21 protein-coding genes are annotated in these 22,921 nt (G+C 34.1%); 17 read left to right on the forward strand and 4 right to left on the reverse strand.

Translation table 11 applies throughout. The features are described from left to right. Positions 1 to 377: 377 nt before the first annotated feature. The 4 genes from J3495_RS13420 to J3495_RS13435 all read left to right on the forward strand — a co-directional run bounded on the left by J3495_RS13420 (position 378) and on the right by J3495_RS13435 (position 3,964). Complete coding sequence (locus tag J3495_RS13420; RefSeq protein WP_210667059.1) at positions 378 to 1,124, forward strand: electron transfer flavoprotein subunit beta/FixA family protein; 747 nt, start codon at positions 378 to 380, stop codon at positions 1,122 to 1,124. 155 nt (positions 1,125 to 1,279) lie between these two features. Further along, entirely contained in the window at positions 1,280 to 2,248 is a 969-nt protein-coding gene (locus tag J3495_RS13425) for an electron transfer flavoprotein subunit alpha/FixB family protein (protein WP_210667060.1), read from the forward strand. Between the two features lie 164 nt (positions 2,249 to 2,412). Continuing rightward, a complete protein-coding gene (locus J3495_RS13430) occupies positions 2,413 to 3,036 on the forward strand; it encodes a bifunctional nuclease family protein (RefSeq protein ID WP_210667061.1) in 624 nt (207 codons plus the stop codon). A gap of 76 nt (positions 3,037 to 3,112) precedes the next feature. Then, complete coding sequence (locus tag J3495_RS13435; protein ID WP_210667062.1) at positions 3,113 to 3,964, forward strand: thymidylate synthase; 852 nt, start codon at positions 3,113 to 3,115, stop codon at positions 3,962 to 3,964. Between the two features lie 24 nt (positions 3,965 to 3,988). Here J3495_RS13435 and J3495_RS13440 read toward each other — a convergent pair whose 3' ends face one another. Next, positions 3,989 to 4,285 (reverse strand): isoamylase early set domain-containing protein, encoded by a 297-nt coding sequence (locus tag J3495_RS13440; protein ID WP_210667063.1) that lies wholly within the window; start codon positions 4,283 to 4,285, stop codon positions 3,989 to 3,991. A gap of 241 nt (positions 4,286 to 4,526) precedes the next feature. Here J3495_RS13440 and J3495_RS13445 point away from each other — a divergent pair, with 241 nt between their 5' ends. From J3495_RS13445 to porT, 4 genes are all read left to right on the forward strand, one after another. Beyond that, complete coding sequence (locus J3495_RS13445; protein WP_210667064.1) at positions 4,527 to 4,865, forward strand: 2TM domain-containing protein; 339 nt, start codon at positions 4,527 to 4,529, stop codon at positions 4,863 to 4,865. Between the two features lie 18 nt (positions 4,866 to 4,883). Continuing rightward, the gene (locus J3495_RS13450) at positions 4,884 to 5,366 is read left to right on the forward strand and encodes a dihydrofolate reductase (protein ID WP_210667065.1); all 483 of its coding nucleotides are present in this window, start codon (positions 4,884 to 4,886) and stop codon (positions 5,364 to 5,366) included. 590 nt (positions 5,367 to 5,956) lie between these two features. Continuing rightward, the gene (gene ubiE / locus J3495_RS13455; RefSeq protein ID WP_210667066.1) at positions 5,957 to 6,688 is read left to right on the forward strand and encodes a bifunctional demethylmenaquinone methyltransferase/2-methoxy-6-polyprenyl-1,4-benzoquinol methylase UbiE; all 732 of its coding nucleotides are present in this window, start codon (positions 5,957 to 5,959) and stop codon (positions 6,686 to 6,688) included. Between the two features lies 1 nt (position 6,689). Further along, positions 6,690 to 7,409 carry a type IX secretion/gliding motility protein PorT/SprT gene (porT, locus tag J3495_RS13460; RefSeq protein ID WP_210667067.1) on the forward strand — a complete coding sequence of 240 codons (720 nt, stop codon included), beginning with the start codon at positions 6,690 to 6,692 and terminating at the stop codon, positions 7,407 to 7,409. Positions 7,410 to 7,418: 9 nt separating this feature from the next. Here porT and J3495_RS13465 read toward each other — a convergent pair whose 3' ends face one another. After that, a complete protein-coding gene (locus J3495_RS13465) occupies positions 7,419 to 8,147 on the reverse strand; it encodes a TrmH family RNA methyltransferase (RefSeq protein ID WP_210667068.1) in 729 nt (242 codons plus the stop codon). Between the two features lie 37 nt (positions 8,148 to 8,184). On the opposite strand from J3495_RS13465, the gene tamL reads away from it, so the two are divergent. The 3 genes from tamL to accD all read left to right on the forward strand — a co-directional run bounded on the left by tamL (position 8,185) and on the right by accD (position 12,804). Further along, positions 8,185 to 10,746, forward strand: coding sequence for a translocation and assembly module lipoprotein TamL (tamL, locus tag J3495_RS13470; RefSeq protein ID WP_210667069.1), 2,562 nt, complete (start codon positions 8,185 to 8,187; stop codon positions 10,744 to 10,746). Positions 10,747 to 10,806: 60 nt separating this feature from the next. After that, positions 10,807 to 11,874 carry a class II fructose-bisphosphate aldolase gene (fbaA, locus tag J3495_RS13475; protein ID WP_210667070.1) on the forward strand — a complete coding sequence of 356 codons (1,068 nt, stop codon included), beginning with the start codon at positions 10,807 to 10,809 and terminating at the stop codon, positions 11,872 to 11,874. Positions 11,875 to 11,949: 75 nt separating this feature from the next. Next, on the forward strand, positions 11,950 to 12,804 hold the full coding sequence (accD, locus tag J3495_RS13480) for an acetyl-CoA carboxylase, carboxyltransferase subunit beta (RefSeq protein WP_210667071.1): 855 nt from the start codon (positions 11,950 to 11,952) through the stop codon (positions 12,802 to 12,804). 152 nt (positions 12,805 to 12,956) lie between these two features. Here the strand turns inward: accD and J3495_RS13485 are convergent, their stop codons facing one another. Beyond that, on the reverse strand, positions 12,957 to 14,003 hold the full coding sequence (locus J3495_RS13485) for an NAD(P)-dependent alcohol dehydrogenase (RefSeq protein WP_236025466.1): 1,047 nt from the start codon (positions 14,001 to 14,003) through the stop codon (positions 12,957 to 12,959). An 86-nt stretch (positions 14,004 to 14,089) separates the two neighbouring features. Next, a complete protein-coding gene (locus tag J3495_RS13490; RefSeq protein ID WP_210667072.1) occupies positions 14,090 to 15,337 on the reverse strand; it encodes an ABC transporter permease in 1,248 nt (415 codons plus the stop codon). Between the two features lie 166 nt (positions 15,338 to 15,503). Here J3495_RS13490 and purH point away from each other — a divergent pair, with 166 nt between their 5' ends. The 6 genes from purH to rodA all read left to right on the forward strand — a co-directional run bounded on the left by purH (position 15,504) and on the right by rodA (position 22,771). Further along, on the forward strand, positions 15,504 to 17,030 hold the full coding sequence (purH, locus tag J3495_RS13495) for a bifunctional phosphoribosylaminoimidazolecarboxamide formyltransferase/IMP cyclohydrolase (RefSeq protein WP_210667073.1): 1,527 nt from the start codon (positions 15,504 to 15,506) through the stop codon (positions 17,028 to 17,030). 55 nt (positions 17,031 to 17,085) lie between these two features. After that, on the forward strand, positions 17,086 to 18,114 hold the full coding sequence (locus J3495_RS13500; protein ID WP_008466528.1) for a rod shape-determining protein: 1,029 nt from the start codon (positions 17,086 to 17,088) through the stop codon (positions 18,112 to 18,114). Between the two features lie 112 nt (positions 18,115 to 18,226). Beyond that, positions 18,227 to 19,054 carry a rod shape-determining protein MreC gene (gene mreC, locus J3495_RS13505; RefSeq protein ID WP_210667074.1) on the forward strand — a complete coding sequence of 276 codons (828 nt, stop codon included), beginning with the start codon at positions 18,227 to 18,229 and terminating at the stop codon, positions 19,052 to 19,054. Continuing rightward, the gene (locus J3495_RS13510) at positions 19,047 to 19,553 is read left to right on the forward strand and encodes a rod shape-determining protein MreD (protein ID WP_210667075.1); all 507 of its coding nucleotides are present in this window, start codon (positions 19,047 to 19,049) and stop codon (positions 19,551 to 19,553) included. The genes mreC and J3495_RS13510 overlap by 8 nt, the downstream gene beginning before the upstream one ends. Beyond that, positions 19,550 to 21,520: a penicillin-binding protein 2 gene (gene mrdA, locus J3495_RS13515; RefSeq protein WP_210667076.1), complete on the forward strand. Its 1,971-nt coding sequence runs from the start codon at positions 19,550 to 19,552 to the stop codon at positions 21,518 to 21,520. The genes J3495_RS13510 and mrdA overlap by 4 nt, the downstream gene beginning before the upstream one ends. 15 nt (positions 21,521 to 21,535) lie before the next feature. Further along, on the forward strand, positions 21,536 to 22,771 hold the full coding sequence (gene rodA, locus J3495_RS13520) for a rod shape-determining protein RodA (protein WP_210667077.1): 1,236 nt from the start codon (positions 21,536 to 21,538) through the stop codon (positions 22,769 to 22,771). Positions 22,772 to 22,921 lie beyond the last annotated feature (150 nt).

Raw genomic sequence — 22,921 nt, forward strand, 5'->3', positions numbered from 1 at the left:
AATTTATTGTACTATTTACGAAATCGATGTAATAAAGACTATTCGTTCAATAAAGCACATTTTCCAGACCAACTTATCACTTTTCTTTTAATTCTGAAGCAACAAAATTATTTCCTAAGAACGTAATATTTGAAAAAGCAGTATGAATCACCTTAAAGTTTAACAGTTTTTATAACATGAGACACAACAAAATTGGCAAAAATTATAGCTAATGATCAAATTTTGTTTTCGTTTTGCTGTAAAAAGTCTTCAAAAATAAGCAATCTTCGAAAACGTAATAGTTTTTAAAAAATATTATGCATGCATAGTATATTATTCCAATTTTAATTCTAAATTTGTGATAATGAATTTTTAGAAATATAAAAATAGATATACTTATGAAAATATTAGTTTGCATCAGTCATGTACCTGATACCACTTCAAAAATTAACTTTACCAACGGTGATTCAGAGTTTGATACTAATGGCGTACAATATGTGATTAATCCTAATGATGAATTTGGTCTAACAAGAGCAATTTGGTTTCAAGAACAACAAGGTGCTACCGTAACTGTAGTAAATGTTGGAGGCCCGGACACTGAGCCTACTTTGCGTAAAGCATTGGCTATTGGCGCAAACGAAGCAATTCGTGTAAATGCTACTCCAACCGATGGTTTTTTTGTTGCTAAACAATTGGCAGAAGTTATCAAAAATGGCGGTTACGACTTGGTAATTGCTGGAAAAGAATCTCTGGATTATAATGGTGGAATGGTTCCTGGAATGATCGCTGGAATTTTAGGTTCTAACTTCTTAAACTCTTGTACATCGCTAACAGTTGATGGAAATAATGTAAAAGCTGTTCGCGAAATCGATGGTGGAAAAGAAACTGTAGCTACTACTTTACCTTTAATTATTGGAGGTCAAAAAGGTCTTGTTGAGGAAAAAGATTTACGCATCCCGAACATGAGAGGAATTATGACCGCAAGAACAAAAGCGTTAACTATTCTGGAACCAGTAGACGCTGCAGTAAACACAAAAGCAGTAAAATTTGAAAAACCAGCTCCTAAATCAGCAGTAAAATTGGTTTCAGCTGATAATTTAGATGAGTTAGTAAATTTATTACACAACGAAGCAAAGGTGATTTAAGATTGTAGAGTTTAGATTTTAAATTGCTGATTGCAATACGAAATCTAAAAATTCAACATTTGATTCACTTCAAAATCTAAAATCAATAATCATTTTAGATTTCAATTTTAAAAAATCTGAAATCTAAAATCTAAAATCTAAAATCCAAAATTATTATGTCAATATTAATATATGCAGAATCTGCAGAAGGAAAATTTAAAAAAGTGGCTTTTGAATTAGCTTCATACGCTAAAAAAGTAGCCGAAACATTGGGAACAACTGTTACCGCATTGACCGTAAACATTAGCGATGTAAGCGAATTATCTAAATACGGAGTTGATAAAGTTCTAAAAGTAAACAACGATAAATTAGCTGGTTTTACCGCTAAGGCTTACGCCGATGTGATCAAACAAGCTGCACAAAAAGAAGGCACAAAATTAGTTTTGCTTTCTTCTACAACAGACAGTATTTACCTTTCTTCGTTAGTGGCAGTAGCCTTAGAAGCTGGTTTTGCTTCAAATGTGGTAGGCTTACCAGTAAGCACTTCTCCTTTTCAGGTAAAAAGAAATGCTTTCTCAAACAAAGCTTTTAATATTACTGAAATCAGCACAGATGTAAAAGTTCTTGGCCTTGCTAAAAACTCTTACGGAATTTTTGAAAGTGCAGGATCTGCTACTGAAGAAGATTTTAACCCAACTATTGGTGACAATGATTTTGGCGTAAAAGTAGAATCTGTAGAAAAAGGAAGCGGAAAAGTATCTATCGCCGATGCCGATATAGTAGTTTCGGGTGGCCGCGGATTAAAAGGTCCTGAAAACTGGGGAATGATCGAAGAACTTGCTTCTGTACTTGGTGCAGCGACTGCTTGTTCTAAACCCGTTTCAGATTTAGGATGGAGACCTCATAGCGAACACGTGGGTCAAACAGGAAAACCAGTTGCAACCAACCTTTATATTGCTATTGGTATTTCTGGAGCTATCCAGCATATCGCAGGAATCAACTCATCTAAAGTAAAAGTAGTAATCAACAGCGATGCGGAAGCACCGTTCTTTAAAGTTGCTGATTACGGAATCGTAGGTGATGCATTTGAAATTGTACCAAAATTAATTGAGAAAATGAAAGCTTTTAAAGCACAACATTCTTAATTTAAAATTCTCTATAAAAATATAGCTACCTAAAAACAAGATAATCGTATCTTTGCTTTAGGTAGCTTTTTTGTTCGATAAATTTTGATTAAAATTGCACCTTTATTTTTTAATCCAAAAAAGTATTAAAATGAGGCAATAATTGCCCTTTTTTACCCACATATATGAGTCTAGTAAAATTATCCATAAAAGGAATATCATACAGCCAAACTCAAAATGGCGCGTATGCTCTAATTTTGAACGAAGTTGATGGCGAAAGAAAATTACCCATTGTCATTGGTGCATTTGAGGCACAATCTATTGCTATCGCATTAGAAAAAGAAATAAAACCTCCTCGCCCATTGACGCACGATTTGTTCAAAAACTTTGCCGAGCGATTTGATATTGTGGTCAAACAGGTCATTATACACAAATTGGTCGATGGTGTTTTTTATTCGAGTTTAATCTGCGAAAGAGACAAAATTGAGGAAATTATAGACGCCAGAACTTCTGATGCGATCGCATTGGCGCTGCGTTTTAATGCACCGATTTTTACCTATAAAAACATTTTAGACAAGGCAGGTATTTATTTAAAATCAAATACTGCTGAGACCGATCAGGGCGCTCAAGAAATTGACGATGTACTCTCTAATCCTGAAACTTTCGGACAGGAAGAAGAAACAAATCAGTCGGGTGATGTGTACGCCAAGCATTCTCTACAAGAGCTAAACGAACTTCTGGATCAGGCTGTATCGCAAGAAGATTACGAAAAAGCTGCCAAAATTAGAGACGAAATTTCAAAAAGATAATTTTTATTGTTTAATCGTGAATTTGTTTATTCGGTTAATCGATTAAACAATCAAACGAGTAACCGAATAAACAACTATGAAACAATATTTAGACTTAGTGCAACATGTTTTAGAAAACGGTTGTCAAAAAGGAGATAGAACGGGAACAGGAACAAAAAGTGTTTTTGGTTACCAAATGCGTTTTGATTTGAATGAAGGTTTCCCGATGGTGACCACCAAAAAATTACATTTAAAATCTATTATTTACGAATTGCTTTGGTTCTTAAAAGGCGACACAAATATTAAGTATCTTCAGGAAAATGGCGTAAAGATTTGGGATGCCTGGGCTGATTCTAACGGAAACCTGGGGCCTGTTTACGGACATCAATGGCGCAATTGGAACAGTGAAGAAATTGACCAAATTTCTGAATTGATTACCGAATTAAAAACAAATCCTAATAGTAGAAGAATGTTGGTTTCTGCTTGGAATCCTTCGGTTTTGCCAGACAATAAAAAATCGTTTGAAGAAAATGTAGCCAATAATAAAGCGGCTTTGCCTCCATGTCATGCTTTTTTTCAATTTTATGTAAGTAGCCCTGACCTCGAAAAAGGAGAAACAAAAGGAAAACTTTCCTGCCAATTGTATCAACGAAGTGCAGACATATTTTTAGGGGTTCCTTTTAATATTGCTTCTTATGCACTTTTGACGATGATGATTGCACAAGTTTGCGATCTGGGCGTTGGAGAATTTATTCACACCTTTGGAGATGCGCACATTTACAATAATCACTTTGAACAATTAGAGTTGCAATTGACCCGCGATCCAAAACCATTGCCAAAAATGATTTTAAATCCTGAGATTAAAAACATCTTTGATTTTGACTACAACGATTTTACTCTTTTAGATTACGAGCCACACGCAGGCATAAAAGGAAGTGTTGCAGTATAAAAAAATCCGCTTGAGCGGTTTTTTTTATACTACAACAACGCTATTTTCACTTCCTGCAAAATCATTCCATTTGTATGAATCTGCTTCGGGATCATTAATATATGTGCCATCAATTATATATTTAAATTCATAAATGGCATCTTTAACCAAATCATAAGTAGCTTTAAATGTTCCATTTTTCAACTTACTCAAAGTTCCTTCTTCGGGATTCCAATTATTAAAATCTCCTACAACAGCGGCAGAATTTGCATCTTTCGCCTCAACTGCAAAAGTTACTTTGCAAACTGGTTTTGTTTTTATAAATTGCTTCTTTAAAGACATAACTATTTGTTTTTTAGTTTAATACAATACAAAGTACGTAAATTCTTTCGAGAAAATGATGCCGTAACAGACGATTTAAGATAATATCAAAAATGGCATTCTTTTTTAGCCATATTACTAATTTAGAATACTATAAATTTAAGAATCAAAATCCGAAACCCGTTTCGTAATAAATATTCTACATTTTAAACTGTTGAAATTTCAAAATAAATCCTAACTTTATCATCTCAACTTTTAAGATATGGAAAAAGAAACATACGACCTATACGAATATGCCAGAAAAAGAATTAAGCAGAAAAAAGGCCTTTATTTTCATTTTGTGCTTTTTCTTCTGGGCGGTTTGTTTTTATTTGTGGCCAATCGATTTTTTGACTTCGGAAATGGTATAAATCAAAATTGGTGCATCTGGGGAATTTCAATTTGGCTCTTTATTTTTATTCTACACTTTATAAAAGTTTATATTACGGATCGTTTTATGAATAAAAACTGGGAAAAAGAACAAATTGACAGACTTGTTGGTCTACAGCAAAAAAGAATTGCTCAATTAGAGTCTAAAACAAATGATATTACTGAAAAATAAACTTTAGTTTTAAACAAAATGATTATAATGATAGCGGCAGTTGCCACAAATAATGCGCTTGGAAAGAACAACGAACTTGTTTGGCATTTACCAAATGATTTTAAACGTTTTAAAGAACTAACAAGCTATCATCATATCATAATGGGAAGAAAAACTTTTGAAAGCTTTCCCAAACCATTACCCAACAGAACTCATATTGTTATTACAAGGCAAAAAAATTATAATCCCGAAGGATGTATTGTAGTGGACAGTCTGGAAAAAGCGATTGCACTCTGCCCCGAAAACGAAGACTCCTATATAATTGGAGGTGGTGAAATTTATAATTTAGGAATGACTTATACAGACATCATAGAAATAACTCGTGTTCATCACGAATTTGATGCCGATACTTTTTTTCCGGTGATTAATGACGAAGATTGGCTCTTAGTCGAATCTGAACCGAATTTTAAAGATGACAAACATCTTTATGATTATACATATGAGACTTACATTAGGAGATAAATAAAAAACATCCCCGAAAGAGGATGTTTTTTTTCAATGATGTAGAACAATGACCTATTCTTGAAACAGTATTTGATAACATAAAATAAAAATTACAAACATTAAAAACACACCACTAATGATGGTGATAACATTTGAAGTTTTTTGAGAGTATCTCTCAAAAAACCCTTTAATACCAAATACCACGAAGGTACTAAAGGAAAAGAAAATTAAAATTTCCAAAAACAAATTTAATCCTAAGAACGTATTTTGCGTTTTTAACTCAGTGCTATTCTCAAAGACAACACTTTCAAAACTGCTTACAAGAACAAATGAAATCACCAACGCAAACAGCAACCATTTGATTTGGGTCATTGTATCTCTAACTATCATTGAAAAAATATCAACATTTTTACATTACAAATGTGGTCAATATATAAACCTCCCACAATACCAATATTTAGTGATTTTTAAAAATCATTTTATAGAATAAATTCTACATTGCCAGTATTTTAGTTCTACAAACAACTTATTTAGAAACTTTAATTCACTATTTTAAAAACTGAATTACAGTTCAATAAGTTTGTATTATATTTGCTGAAATAAAAAAAATGGCTAACAAAATAACTCCGTATAAAAATTCGTCTTTAGGCAAAAAAGAACAAGTTGCTCAAATGTTTGACACTATCTCAGGAAATTACGACAACTTAAATCGCGTAATTTCGTTTGGTATTGACATCAAATGGCGCAAAAAAGTATTAAAAATCGTTTCTGATTCTCAACCTGCTAACATCCTTGATATTGCAACAGGCACAGGTGACCTGGCGATTTTGATGACTGAAACCAAGGCCGAGAAAATTATCGGTCTGGATATTTCTGCAGGAATGCTAGAAGTAGGACAGAAAAAAATTGAAGACAAAAAACTAACAAACAGGATCAATCTGGTTTTGGGTGATTCTGAAAAAATTCCATTCGAGGATAATTATTTTGATGCAATAACAGTTAGTTTTGGAGTTCGAAATTTTGAAAATCTTGAAAAAGGTTTTTCTGAAATTTTAAGAGTGCTAAAACCCAACGGAGTGTTCGTGATTCTTGAAACTTCAGTTCCAGACAAAACACCTTATAAACAAGGATATCGTTTTTACAGCAAAAACATCCTTCCTATTATTGGAAAACTGTTTTCTAAAGACAATTCTGCATACGGTTATTTGTCTGAATCTGCCGCAGCTTTTCCTTATGGTGAAGCGTTGAACAATATTTTGAGAAAAATTGGGTTTATAGATGTTGTGGCCATGCCTCAAACTTTTGGAGTTGCAACCATTTATTCTGCTTCTAAAAAATAGTATGAAAAAAACAGTAGTCTTACTTTTATTAGTCTTAACGACACAAGGATATTCGCAATTTGCTAAAAGCATGTTTAGCAAAGATCCTATTATTAACCTTGAAAACTGGCAAAAACAACGCCTTTACTTTGGCTATTATCTGGGTTTTAATAGTTTTGATTTTAAATTTGACTACAAAGATGTGGTTACCGAAGACATTCAGGTAAAAAAAACAACAGGCTTTAATGTAGGTGTAGTAGCCGATTTAAGACTGCAAGAATATATAAATCTTCGTTTTGAACCAGGTTTGTATTATACCAAAAGAGATTTATATTATCCGAATTTTGAATCTAAAAACGACTTCTTCAGAGAAGTAAACAGTACTTACATTCATTTTCCGTTATTATTAAAATTTTCTTCCCTGCGTACCGGAAACATTCGCCCTTTTTTAGTTGGCGGACTTTCTACAACTTTAAATTTATCCAGTAATTCTAAATCGAAAGATGACAACTTTCAACAAAAATTTAGAGTAAAATCATGGACAAATGCTTACGAACTAGGTTTTGGTATTGATCTTTTCTCTGAATACTTTATTTTCTCTCCTTCTATTAGAGGTGTCTTTGGTATAGGTGACGAATTAATTCGTGACAATGTAACGGCAGAAAACCCAAATAGCCCGTGGACAGGCAATATAGATTCTATGAAATCGAGAGCTATTTTGATAAATTTTACTTTTCATTAAAACAAAATCTTAACTATTTCGTTTAAACTCACTCAAAACAATTGCAGTGGCAGTGGCAACATTTAGACTTTCTGTTTTTTGTAAATCGCCAAATCTTGGAATTGTGAGTCGGTTGGTTACTATTTTTTCAATTTCGGCGGTAATACCATTGGCTTCATTACCCATAATAATGATTCCGTTTTGTGGTAAAACCGTTTGATAAATATTTTCCCCATTCATGAAGGTCCCAAAAACAGGCACTTTTGTATGAATCAGAAAGTCTTTCAAATCGACATAATTAACATTTACTCTGGCAATAGAACCCATTGTGGCCTGCACTACTTTTGGATTGTAAATATCAACTGTTTCTTTTGAGCAAATGATTTGCTTGACACCAAACCAGTCGCAAAGTCGCAAAATCGTCCCTAAATTTCCAGGATCACGAATATCGTCTAAAGCCACGATTAGTCCTGAGTCAATTATGTTGTTTTCGGCAGGGATTTTGAACACAGCCAAACAACTATTGGGTGTTGACAAAGCACTTATTTTTTTAAGTTCTGAATCGTTAATAAGCATCCGTTTGGAAGGCGGAACCTGTTCGAAATCATCTTGAGTGGTGTACAAATGCTCTAATTCAAAATTGGATTGCAACAATTCTTGAATTACTTTTACTCCCTCGGCAAAAAACAATTGATTTGCAAAACGCTGCTTTTTTTGATGTAAACTTGAGATAAGCTTTATTTGGTTTTTACTAACCATAAAATAATGTACTTTTGAATTAAATATTTAAGAACACTTGAAAAAGAATTTCACAAAAATACTAGCATTTATTCTAATAGCAATATTTATTTGTGCATGTAATGCCGTAAAAAGAGTTCCCGACGGAAAAAACCTTCTTACCAAAAATGATATTATCGTAAACGGGAAGTCATCTGGCGATGAAGAAGCTTCAAATCAGATGTATCAAAAGCCTAATGCGAATCTTTTGGGCTATAAGCTACGCCTCAATTTGTATAATTTGGCAAAATTAAATCCAGATTCGACTTATCAGGCAAAATTTAAAAACGATCCGGAAAAATATGATCGTCAGGCTAAACTATTATCTGCAAAACAAGTCGATCGATTGGGACAGTCTTTTATGTATAAAGGAATTCACGAGTTCTTAAAATCTACAGGAGAAGCTCCAGTTATTATCGATACAGCCAAAGCAAAAAAATCGGCACAACGTTTAAAATATTATTACTTCAATAACGGTTTTTTTAATGTAAAAACAGATTTTGAAGTAGATAGCGTGGGTTTTAAGAGAGCCAAAATAAAATACAATATTACAACAGGTCCAGGCTATAAACTAGATTCTATTAGAACCAGCATCCTTAGTCCTGCCTTAGACTCGTTGCACAAAACCAATGCCGAACCATCTCTTCTAAAATCTGGAAACCAATACAAAACATCTGATTTTGAAGATGAAAAAAACCGAATTACCACGTATTTTAGAAATCATGGCGCTTACACATTTCAGCCTACTTATATCAATTTTGATATTGATACTATCGGCAAAAAAAACGAAGCAGATGTCAATTTAATTATTAAAAATTATACCATTCAGGAAAAAGATTCTAACCGAACAGAGCCTTTTAAGCTGTACAAAATCAGCGATGTAAACATTTATACAGACTATTCGTCTGCCAATGCCAAACTCCCCATAAGTGACAGTACGAGTTACAAAAACTTTAATTTATACAGCTATAAAAAACTCAAATATAAGCCTCGTGCTATTACAGATGCTATTTTTATAACGAAAGGAACTGATTTTGCCGATTACAAAACGACTCTTACCTCCCGATATTTAAACAATCTTAAGATTTTTAATTATCCTTCGATTCAATATGAGGTAGACAAACGTGATCCAACGGCTCAATCTTTGATTGCAAATATTTTCCTAACTCCAAGAAAAAAATACAGTTTTGGAACCAGTTTAGATTTTACCCACTCTAATATTCAGGATTTTGGTATCGAGGCCAGTATTTCAGAAACCATTCGAAATATTTTTAACAGAGCAGAAACTTTAGAGATTTCAACCCGTGTAAACATTGGTTCATCAAAAGATATGGCCAATCCGAACAATAACTTTTTTAATGTATCAGAATATGGTCTTGATTTAAAATTAAACTTCCCAAGAGTATTATTACCGTTCGGTACAGAGAAAATTATTCCAAAAAGAATGATTCCTTCGACCACAATTGCCGCAGGTTTTTCTAAACAAAGAAATATCGGTTTAGACAAAGAAAACTTTACAGGAGGTATTGCTTATAATTGGACACCAAAGCGTTTTAATACTGCAAAATTTGATTTACTGAACATCCAATTTGTTCGAAATCTAAATCCCGCTAATTACTTCAACGTTTATAGCTCATCCTACAATTCATTAAATGATATCGGAAAAATCTACAACATAGATTCCGCTAATTATGATAGTGCTGAGACTAAAAATTTAATTATTAATAAAGGTACAACAGGATTTACAAATGATGTTTTGTCTGGAATCACGTCTTTAGTACCATCAGATGATGCTTATCAAGAAGTAGAAAGTATTGAAGAGCGCAGAAGACGTCTGACTGAAAATGATTTTATTCTGGCTACAAGTTATACTTTTAGCAAAACCACAAAAAAAGATTTGACCGACAATAACTTTTATTTATTTAAAACAAAAGTAGAATCTGCGGGGACTTTGCTAACACTGGTTTCAAATGTTGGAAATTTACAAAAAAATGCCAACGGTAGTTATGAAATTTTTAATTTGGAGTATTCTGAGTATGCAAAAGCCGAATTTGATTTTATCAAACATTGGGACTTTGGAAAAGAAAAAGTATTGGCCGTTCGGAGCTTCTTTGGGATTGCGATTCCGTTTGGAAACTCAGATTATATTCCGTTTTCACGAAGTTACTACGGAGGAGGCTCCAATGATAACAGGGCTTGGCAACCTTATGATTTAGGTCCCGGAAGGACTGGTTCTGTAAATGATTTTAATGAGGCCAATATGAAGATTCATTTAAGTGGTGAGTTTCGATTTAAAATATTCGGTGATGTAAAAGGAGCTCTTTTTGCAGATGCAGGAAATATCTGGAATGTTATGGACAATGTGACCGATGAGAAAGCAAGATTTGACGGTTTAGCAGATTTAAAAGAACTTGCTCTTGGAACTGGGTTTGGTATTCGTTATGATTTAAGTTTTTTTGTAATACGCCTAGATATGGGCTTTAAGACTTATAATCCAGCGTATGAAGTTGGAGATCGCTGGTTCAAAGAATACAATTTTGGGCACTCGGTTTTAAATTTTGGAATAAATTATCCGTTCTAATGCTAATTAATTCTTATTTTTGCAACCTAAAAACTAAAAACAACTATAAAAAAAATTACAATGGCACACAATATCAAACCCGGAGTTGCTACAGGAGATCAAGTACAGGAAATTTTTAATTATGCAAAAGAAAAAGGATTTGCACTTCCTGCGGTAAACGTAACGGGGTCAAGTACTATCAATGGAGTTCTTGAAACTGCAGCAAAACTTAACGCGCCAGTTATCATTCAATTTTCAAACGGAGGAGCACAATTTAACGCTGGAAAAGGATTATCTAATGCCGGTGAAAAATCAGCAATCGCTGGTGGAATTGCTGGAGCATTACACATTCATACATTAGCGGAAGCTTACGGAGCAACCGTTATTTTGCATACTGACCACTGTGCAAAAAAATTATTACCTTGGATTGATGGTTTATTAGATGCATCTGAAAAACATTTTGCTGCAACAGGAAAACCATTATTTAGTTCTCACATGATCGATTTGTCTGAGGAGCCAATCGAAGAAAACATCGAAATTTGCAAAGGATATTTGGCCAGAATGAGCAAGATGGGAATGACATTAGAAATCGAACTTGGTATTACAGGTGGTGAAGAAGATGGTGTTGACAATTCTGATGTTGATAGTTCAAAATTATACACGCAGCCAGAAGAAGTAGCGTATGCTTATGAAGAATTATCTAAAGTAAGCCCTAAATTTACTATTGCTGCTGCTTTTGGAAACGTTCACGGTGTTTACAAACCAGGAAACGTAAAATTGACTCCAAAAATCTTAAAAAATTCTCAGGATTTCGTTCAAAACAAATTCAATACAGGACATAATCCAGTAGATTTTGTTTTCCACGGAGGTTCAGGTTCTACGCTTGAAGAAATCAGAGAAGGAATTAGCTACGGCGTTATCAAAATGAATATTGATACCGATTTACAATTTGCATACACTGAAGGAATTCGTGATTATATGGTTAAAAACATTGACTATTTAAAAACACAAATTGGTAACCCAGAAGGTGCTGATGTTCCTAACAAAAAATATTATGACCCAAGAAAATGGGTACGTGAAAGCGAAGTGACATTCAATACAAGACTTGAGCAAGCTTTTGCAGACTTGAACAACGTAAATACATTATAATTAAAAAGTTTAAAGTTTCAGGTTTGAAGTTTCACAACTTAAAACTTTAAACCTGAAACAAAAAAAACATTCAATATGGCTTGGTTTAAAAGACACGAAAAAGGGATTACCACCGCTACAGAAGATAAAATGGACGTTCCGAAAGGATTGTGGTACAAATCTCCTACCGGAAAAATTATTGATGCTGACGAATTGGCCAGAAACTTATTCGTTAGTCCTGAAGATGATTTTCATGTTCGAATTGGAAGCGCAACCTATTTTGAAATTTTATTCGATAATAATGAATTTATCGAATTGGATAAAAACATGACCTCTAAAGATCCTTTGCATTTTGTGGATACAAAAAAATATGCAGAGCGATTGAAAGATGTGATGGAAAAAACCAACTTAAAAGACGCTGTGCGCACTGGAGTTGGAAAATCTAAAGGAAAAGAGCTTGTAATTTGCGCCATGGATTTTGCCTTTATTGGTGGCTCTATGGGAGCTGTTGTAGGTGAAAAAATAGCAAGAGGTATTGATCACGCGATCAAAAACAAATTGCCTTTTGTTATGATTTCAAAATCTGGCGGAGCCCGTATGATGGAAGCTGCTTATTCCTTGATGCAATTGGCAAAAACATCTGTAAAATTGGCCCAACTTGCCGAAGCAGGACTACCTTACATATCGTTGTGTACAGACCCAACTACAGGAGGAACAACTGCATCCTACGCCATGTTAGGAGACATTAATATCTCTGAGCCTGGTGCTTTGATTGGTTTCGCTGGTCCTCGTGTGGTACGTGATACTACAGGTAAAGATTTACCAGAAGGTTTTCAGACTGCTGAGTTTCTTTTAGAGCACGGTTTCCTTGACTTTATCACGCCTAGAAAAGAATTGAAAGACAAAATCAATTTGTATATCGATTTGATTCAGAATAATGAAATTAGATAGTTTTCGAACTTTTTAACATATAAAATCCCATTAGTTGAAAAGCTAATGGGATTTTTTTTATATTTTTTTATTCCCAAATTATAATCTCGCAAAATTGGGAAAACACAAAGTTTCAAAACCTTTGAACCCTTTGTAAATCTGAACCTTCGAGCCTATTTAAGCGAAGCCATATCAATTACAAAACGATATTTTACATCACTTTTATTCATACGATCGTACGCTTCATTAATATACGACATATCAATAATTTCAACATCTGAAGTAATATTATGCTCCGCACAATAATCTAACATTTCTTGCGTCTCTTTTATACCGCCAATTAAACTTCCCATAATGCTTCTTCTTTTCATAATTAAAGTAAAAACAGGGATTTCTGCAGGTGCTGGAGGAGCTCCAACTACGACCATTGTTCCGTTTTTTTGGAGTAAATTAAGGTAAGCATCATGATCGTGTTTTGCCGAAACAGTATTGATAATAAAATCGAAGGTATTAGCCAAAGATTGCATCGTTTCAGGATTTGAAGTCAAGGCAAAATGATGCGCTCCCAGTTTCTTAGCATCTGCTTCTTTAGACGGCGAATGACTTAACATGGTCACTTCGGCACCAAAAGAGACAGCAAATTTTACTGCCATGTGCCCTAAACCTCCAAGACCTAAGACTCCAACTTTATGACCTTTGCCTACTTTTAAATAACGCAATGGAGAATACGTGGTAATTCCGGCACATAATAGTGGTGCTACACCTTTTATGTCTAATTTTTCTGAGACGTGAAGTGTATAACTTTCATCAACAATAATGCTGGTAGAATAACCACCACGAGTCGGTATATCGGTTCCTCGCTCGACACTATTGTAAGTACCTGTCATGCCTTCATCACAAAATTGCTCCTCTCCTGACTGGCAACTCGGACACGTTCTGCATGAATCTACAAAACAGCCTACTCCTGCCAATTCTCCTATTTTAAATTTGGATACATTACTCCCAACAGCAACAATACGGCCTACTATTTCATGCCCAGGAACCAATGGGTAATTTACAGGTCCCCAATCACCTTTTGCTGTGTGAATATCTGAATGGCAAACACCACTGTATAGAATCTCAATCTGCACTTGGTGCACCCCTACTTCTTTTCTTTCAAAGGTGTAGGGCTTTAATGGATTTTCTGCATCGTATGCTGCATATGCTTTTACTTCTATCATAACTCTAGTATATTTTATTTATAAAACTAAAATTACAACAAAATTTCTGAAGAAAAACTAAAATTAAACTGGCAAAAAACTAAATTTTACATTCCGGTTCGAATAGCTTCAACCGGGTCTAATTTTGAAGCTGAAATAGCAGGTAAAATACCCGAAATTAAACCTACAATAATCGATAAACCTGCCCCTATTATTACATTCCAAAAACTAAGGACAAAATCAAATTCCAGAAGACTTGTCAATAAAAGAGATAATAGCCAAACCATTATCATCCCGATTGCTCCTCCTATTAGGCAAAGTGTAATGGCTTCAAAAAGGAATTGAAACAATATAAATCTGTTTTTGGCTCCTAAAGATTTTTGAATTCCGATAAGATTTGTACGTTCTTTTACCGATACAAACATGATATTGGCAATCCCAAAACCACCAACCAAAAAAGAGAAAAAGCTAATAAAAAGTCCACCCATGCGAAGTCCTCCTAAAATCCCATCAATAAAATCGGTAAATCCGGAAAGAACATTTACAAAAAAATTGTCTATTTCTCCCGCTTTCATCCCTCGAAAAGACCTCAATTTATACGCTACCTCTGCCTTGTAAGCGTCCATGTCAATGCCTTTCTTCGGTTTTAGAACAATAACAGGCGTCATCGCGTCATTGTCACCGTACATTCGACGCAAAAAATTAGCAGGCAAATAAACCGAGGTATCATTACTGTTTCCAAAAAAGCCCGCTCCTTGTTTTTCTATGACACCAATTACTGTAAACCGCTGGCCGTACAATCTAATATTTTTTCCGATGGGATCACTACTCCCAAAAAGTCCTTCGGCAATGTCGTATCCTAAAACAATGACGGCTGTTCCCGAATTCGATTCAGATTCATTATAAAATCTTCCTTTATCAAAACTCAAACCGTCAATATCGACCATTTCAAAAGAAGAAGGAACAATATTAACATCTGTAACCGTTTTAGAGTCGTACTTTAAACTCTCACGATTAACAAATAACTGGTAGCCAACCTGCTCTGTATTGTTAAGTGAATTTTTTAAATTAATATATTCATCATATTTCACATTCGGAAATTGTTCTCTTTTCCATTGTGGAATTTCAGATGGCCCGAAGCAAAACTTCATCAAATAAATCGTGTTTTTATCTAAACTGCTTAAATCTTTAGAGATTTTTTTATCTAAAGAATCTACGGCTGCCAAAACCGCTATAATCGAAAAAATACCAATAGTCACGCCCAGCAATGACAACAAAGTTCGCAATTTATTATTGCGTAAAGCATTTATGGCAAAGCTTAAACTTTCTTTTAATAATCGCAGATAAACTATCATATATTCTTATTTTTTTCGAAAAAGTAAAATTCAATAAATTTAAGTCAAATTCCTAATAAAAGTTAACTTACTCATCAGTAGATTTTTTTAAGATAATGTTACAATAATTTCTTTAAAATAATATTTAAAAAAACTACTTTTGCAGTCTGAAAATCACAACTACACAATGAGTACAACAAAAAAAATTCAATCAGCATTAATATCCGTATTTTCAAAAGATGGTTTAGAGCCAATTGTTAGAAAATTACACGAGCAAAATGTTACACTTTATTCGACTGGAGGAACAGAAGATTTTATAAAAAACCTAGGAATTCCTGTAGTTCCCGTTGAAGATATTACTTCTTTTCCAGAAATTTTAGGAGGAAGAGTAAAAACATTGCACCCAAAAATTTTTGGTGGAATTTTGAATCGTCAGGATAACGAAAGTGATGTGATGCAAATGAAGGAATTTGATATTCCTCAGATTGATTTGGTCATTGTGGATTTGTATGCTTTTGAAAAAACAGTTGCTTCCGGCGCAAGCGAGCAAGATATTATTGAGAAAATTGATATTGGCGGAATTTCATTGATTCGTGCCGGTGCCAAAAATTTTAAAGACACCGTAATTGTAGCCTCGGTAAACGAGTACAGCTTACTTTTGGACTTGATTACAGCACAAAACGGATCAACAACTCTTGAAAACAGAAGATTGCTTGCTACAAAAGCATTTCACGTTTCTTCGCATTACGATGGAGCGATTTTTAATTATTTCAATACCGACGAAACGATTTATAAAGAAAGTATTGCAGATGGCCAAGTTTTACGATATGGTGAAAATCCACATCAAAAAGGTTTCTTTTTTGGAGATTTTGATTCCATGTTCAAAAAAGTCAACGGAAAAGAATTATCATACAACAACCTTTTGGATGTAGATGCAGCAGTAAATTTAATAAATGAATTTAAAACTGACGGACCAACATTTGCGATCCTAAAACACAATAATGCCTGTGGTTTGGCATCAAGAAAAACTATTAGCGAAGCGTATTTAGCTGCTCTGGCATGCGACCCAACATCTGCATTTGGCGGTGTTTTGATCGCTAACACCAAAATTGATTTGGCTACAGCACAGGAAATCAACAAATTATTCTGCGAAGTTGTAATTGCACCAAATTATGATGATGACGCAATTGCCATTTTGCAAGAAAAGAAAAATAGAATTATTTTAATTCAAAATGAAGTTGATTTACCTTCAAGACAAGTAAGGACATGTCTTAATGGTTTGTTAATTCAGGACAGAAATAACATTACAGATACTAAAGAGCATTTAAAAACCGTTACCACTAAAGAGCCAACTGCACAAGAAGTAGAGGATTTAATATTTGCATCGAAAATTTGCAAGAATACTAAGTCAAATACTATTGTTTTTGCAAAAAACGGAACATTAATCGCCTCTGGAACTGGACAAACGTCAAGAGTAGATGCCTTAATGCAAGCCGTTGATAAGGCAAAAGCCTTTGGTTTTGATCTTACTGGTGCTTCAATGGCGAGTGATGCATTTTTCCCTTTTCCGGATTGTGTAGAATTAGCCAAAAAAGCAGGAATTACAGCTGTAATTCAACCAGGAGGATCTATAAAAGACGAATTAAGCATAAATTATTGCAATGAAAATAATCTTGCAATGGTATTTACAGGAACACGTCATTTTAAACATTAATTTGTTTAACTTTGTTCGATAATTATTTATAACATTTTAAACCCCTAAAAAACTTATGGGATTTTTTGATTTCATGACCGAGGATATTGCGATAGACCTTGGTACCGCAAACACTTTAATCATACATAATGATAAAGTCGTTATTGATAGTCCATCAATCGTTGCACGTGATAGAGTATCAGGCAAAATCATTGCTGTTGGTAAGGAAGCCAATATGATGCAAGGTAAAACGCATGAAAACATCAAGACCATAAGGCCTTTGAAAGATGGTGTAATTGCCGATTTTGATGCTTCGGAGAAAATGATCAATATGTTCATTAAAAGTATTCCTGCATTAAAGAAAAGAATGTTTACTCCAGCCTTACGCATGGTGGTTTGTATTCCTTCCGGAATTACAGAAGTAGAGATGAGAGCCGTTAAAGAATCTTGCGAAAGAGTAAACGGTAAAGAAGTATATTTGATTCACGAACCAATGGCTGCGGCAATTGGTATTGGTATCGATATCATGCAGCCAAAAGGAAACATGATTGTTGATATTGGTGGTGGAACAACTGAGATTGCTGTTATCGCTTTGGGCGGAATTGTTTGCGACAAATCTGTAAAAATTGCAGGTGACGTTTTTACCAACGATATCGTTTATTATATGCGTACACAGCACAATCTTTTTGTGGGAGAAAGTACTGCTGAAAAAATAAAAATTCAGATTGGAGCTGCTATAGAAGACTTGGATGGACCACCGGAAGACATGTCTGTTCAGGGTAGAGATTTACTTACCGGGAAACCAAAACAAGTGGATGTTTCTTACCGTGAAATTGCAAAAGCATTAGACAAGTCGATTCAACGTATTGAAGATGCTGTAATGGAAACTTTATCTCAGACACCTCCTGAATTGGCAGCCGATATCTATAACACTGGTATTTATCTTGCTGGTGGAGGATCGATGTTAAGAGGTCTTGACAAACGTATTTCTCAAAAAACAGATTTACCTGTTTATATTGCAGAAGATCCGTTGAGAGCCGTAGTACGTGGAACCGGAATGGCGCTTAAAAACATTGCAAAATTCAAAAGTATCTTAATCAAATAAGAATCAAAATATAATTAATATATTTTTATTAGAGTTAAAAAATTAGTCTTTTTAACTCTAATAAAATTTGAAAACAAAAGCATATCCTGAAACAAAATAACCACAACAAGAAATGCAGCAAATTTTTATTTTCATTATAAAGAACAGCCATCGATTGCTGTTTTTGTTGCTTTTAGTTATTTCGTTGGGACTCACAATTCAATCTCACTCGTTTCATAGAAGCAGAGTAATCAGTTCTGCTAATTTTTTAAGCGGAGGTGTTTACGAAAAAATCAATAGTTTTAATGAGTATTTGAATTTAAGAACCGAAAATGACGAATTGGTACTTGAAAACGCAAGACTTAAAAGCCAGCTCTTTGGTATACAAGACACTACTAAACCACCAATGATTGATAGCCTGAAAGGTGTTAAACCTAAAGATATTATCATTTCTAAAGTTATTCATAACACTTACAATACACACGAAAATTATATTACTTTAAACTCAGGCGAGAAAGAAGGCGTAAAACCCGACATGGGCGTTATTAATAGTTTGGGTATCATTGGTATTGTAGATAAAACGTCACCCAATTATTCGACTGTGGTGAGTATTTTGAATATGAAATCTCAAATTAATGCAAAAGTTAAAAAATCAAATCACTTTGGTTCTTTAACCTGGAACGGAAAAAGTACCGGATATGTGCAGTTAATTGATGTTCCTAGACTAGCCTCTGTGCGAAAAGGAGATACAATTGTTACGGGTGGACAATCTGTAATTTTCCCTGAAAATATCAATATTGGTACCATAGAAAATGTCTATATCGATAATAAAACCACTTTTTATACCATTAGAGTTAAGCTATTTAACGACATGACCAATCTGGGACATGTTTACATCATAAAAAGTAAAGACAGACAGGAACTTATTAATTTAGAAAAAAAGGAAAAAGAAGATGAATAGCACATTGTTAGTCAATATCTTTCGTTTTATTATGTTACTAGCAATTCAGATTGTTATTTTTAATAATATGAATTTTTTAGGGTACATCAGCCCTTTTCCGTACATTCTCTATATTATTCTTTATCCTGTAAACAGTAACAGATCGGGTTTAATTATATCTAGTTTTTTACTTGGTTTAACTATGGATATGTTTTGTAATTCGGGAGGAATCCATGCTACAGGATGTGTTCTGCTTGCCTATTACAGACCTTATATATTTAAATTTTCTTTTGGTTTAAGTTATGAATACCAAACGATAAAACTAAACGACTCACTGACTCCTGAACGGTTTTCATTTATTCTGGTGTCTGTTTTATTGCATCATATTGTTTTGTTTATCCTGGAAGCATTTCAATTTCGTTTTATTTGGGATATTTTACTCAGAACGTTATTTAGCTCTATCTTTACTATAATCACTTCAATTATAATCATTTATCTTATTAAGCCGAATAAACGATGAGAAAAATTCTGCTGCCCACTTTAATTATAATTGCAGCATCTCTGCTAGTAATTCGAGTATTTTATTTGCAAGTTGTAGATGACTCTTTTGCGACAAAATCAGATAATAATGCGATCAAAAAGCAATACGATTATCCTGAAAGAGGCTACATCTATGATCGCTACGGAAAATTATTGGTAGCCAATCAGTCTTCTTATGACATCATGGTTATTCCAAGAGAGATCAAGAAAGACTTAAACATTACTGAATTTTGTGACTTATTAAAAATCACTAAAGAAGAATATCAAAAAAGAGTCGCAAAAGCTACTGTTTATAGTCCACGATTGCCTTCTGTTTTTTTATCACAGTTAAACAAAAGTGAATTTGCTGCTTTTCAGGAAAAAATCAGAAAATACAATGGTTTTTATTTCCAAAAACGTTCCCTTCGTGATTACGAAGTAGATTACGGTGCTAATATTTTTGGTTTCATCACTCAGGTGGATGAGCGTTTAATTGCCAAAAACCCTTATTACAATAGTGGTGACTTAATTGGGAAACAAGGTGTCGAACAAAGCTACGAAGAGGTTTTGCGTGGAATTAAAGGAATAAAATACATACAAAAAGACAAATACAATCGAGAAATCGGTTCTTATAAAAACGGAAAATACGATACAATAGCAGTACAAGGGGAAGACATCACACTGACTATCGATGCTGAACTTCAAAAATATGGCGAAGAATTAATGATCAATAAGCGAGGTGGAATTGTAGCTATCGAACCTAAAACAGGCGAAATTTTAGCACTTGTAACAGCTCCTTCTTACGATCCTGCTATTTTGGTAGGAAGAAAACGCTCTAAAAATTATACGCTTTTATATCACGATTCTATCGCAAAACCACTGTATGACAGAGGACTTTTGGCGGAATATCCTCCTGGATCCCCTTTCAAAATCCTGACTGGTTTAGTTGCTTTACAAGAGGGAGTTATCGATGAAAATATTTTCACAGTCTCTTGTCATCACGGATTTAGCTATGCGAGAGGCCGATTTATGAGATGTCACTGTGCCGGAGGTCAATTGCAATTGCATAGAGCTATTTATCAATCATGTAACAGTTATTTTGGAACTGCATATATGAAAACGATTAACAAATACCAAAGTCCAAGTGCGGCGGTAGATGTATGGAGCAATCACCTAAAAACTTTTGGTTTAGGACAATTCATGGGTTATGATTTACCAACAGGAAAAAAAGGAAAAATACCAAACTCCAAAACCTATAAACAAATGTATCCTAATGGAGGCTGGAGAAGTACTGCAATTGTGTCAAATGCTATTGGTCAGGGCGAAGTTGTAATGACACCTATACAATTGGCCAACATGATGGCAACAATTGCCAATCAGGGTTATTATTTTACACCTCATATCATCAAAAAAATTGAAAGTAAAAAAATAGATCCAAAGTTTACCACAAAGCACACAACAAGTATCGACAAAAAATATTTCCCTCCAATCATTAGCGGGTTATTTGATGTTTATAATATGGGAACTGCCAGCAGACTTAAAGTTGAAGGTATTGATATTTGTGGTAAAACCGGAACGGCGGAGAACTATACAAAAATTAATGGTGTTAGAACAAAACTTAAAGATCACTCGATATTTGTAGCTTTTGCCCCTAAAGATAATCCAAAAATTGCCATTGCCATTATGATCGAAAATGGAGGATTTGGAGCTACTGTTGCAGGACCAATCGCTAGCTTGATGATTGAAAAATATCTAAAAAAGAAAATATCAAGAACAGATTTAGAGATTAGAGTTTTGAATAAAAGCTTAAAGGAAGAATATGCTAAATTAGGCGGAATCAGTGCAGCAGAGGCAATTGAATCTACTCCTAAAGATTCTATTCTTAAAGCAAAAATAATAGTTCCAAAAAAGATCACACCAAAAGCAGAAATCAAAAAAACAACTGTAGATACTACTAAAGACAATTAATAAGGATTATTTCAAATGAGAAATCAAAGCGTAAAAAATAATATTGATTGGATAAGTGTCTTTATCTATATTACCTTAGTAGTACTGGGATGGCTTAATATTTACTCGTCGTCGCTGCTATCTACAGATGGTACCTACCAAAAACAATTAATATTTATTGGCTGTACCATTCCACTAATACTTGTCGTGCTATTTGTTGACGGTAAATTTTACGAAAAATATGCCAGTATTATTTTTGGCGTATCGCTACTATCATTAGCTGGGCTTTTTCTTTTTGGAAAAACAATCGCCGGACAACGCTGCTGGTATGCGATCGGGAGTTTTACATTACAGCCATCAGAATTTGCCAAAGCCGCTACCTCATTGGCTTTAGCCAAATATTTAAGTGATACTCAGATTAATTTGAAAGATTTTAACAGACAAATGCAAGCACTCGCAATTGTATTTCTGCCTGTTATTCTGATTTTGCCTCAACCTGATCCGGGAAGTGCCCTGATTTACAGTATTTTCATCATCGTTTTATATCGCGAAGGATTGCCTTCTTGGTACGTATTAACAGGGTTTATTACTATACTTTTGTTTGTATTAACTCTTGTACTGGAACCTTATGTAGTTATTCTAATTGCAGCACTAGTGCTTGCAATTATCTATTTTAAAGGAAGAGTTGTTGACCGAAATATTATTTTAAGCGGAATGATTTTAGCAGCCGTTTCTGCCTTTGTTTTATCAGTAAACTATGTTTTCGAAAATGTATTTAAACAGCATCATAGAGACCGTTTTAATATTTTACTTGGAAAAAGTGTCGACATGAAAGGCATCGGATACAATACAAATCAATCAGAAATTGCTATTGGTTCTGGTGGTTGGATAGGAAAAGGTTTTCTAGAAGGAACTCAAACAAAAGGCGGGTTTGTTCCCGAGCAACACACCGATTACATCTTTACAACTGTTGGCGAAGAATGGGGGTTTGTAGGATCCCTCATTGTTATCTCTCTTTTTGTTGGATTATTTTTGCGTGTTATCTACTTGGCAGAAAGGCAAAAAACAAAATTCAGCAGGGTTTACGGGTATTGTGTTGCTGGAATATTATTTACTCACTTTTTTGTAAATATTGCAATGGTGGTTGGTATTTTTCCAACTATCGGAGTACCACTTCCCTTCTTCTCTTATGGCGGTTCTGGTCTATGGGGTTTTACAATTTTATTGTTTATATTCTTAAAAATGGATGCTAATAAGGTAAATGAATGGTAGTCTAAAAATGAGTTTAACATTCACAGATTAATCAAAAAAGAAAACACAACGTTCTGTCCAGTAGAGATGTTTCTTTTAAACAACTAAGAGTTGGTAAACAAATTTCGATATTATTAAACACTATCATATAAAAGCAAAAAAAGCTGAAGT

The organism is Flavobacterium geliluteum, assembly GCF_017948595.1.
GTDB classification, from domain to species: domain Bacteria; phylum Bacteroidota; class Bacteroidia; order Flavobacteriales; family Flavobacteriaceae; genus Flavobacterium; species Flavobacterium flavipigmentatum.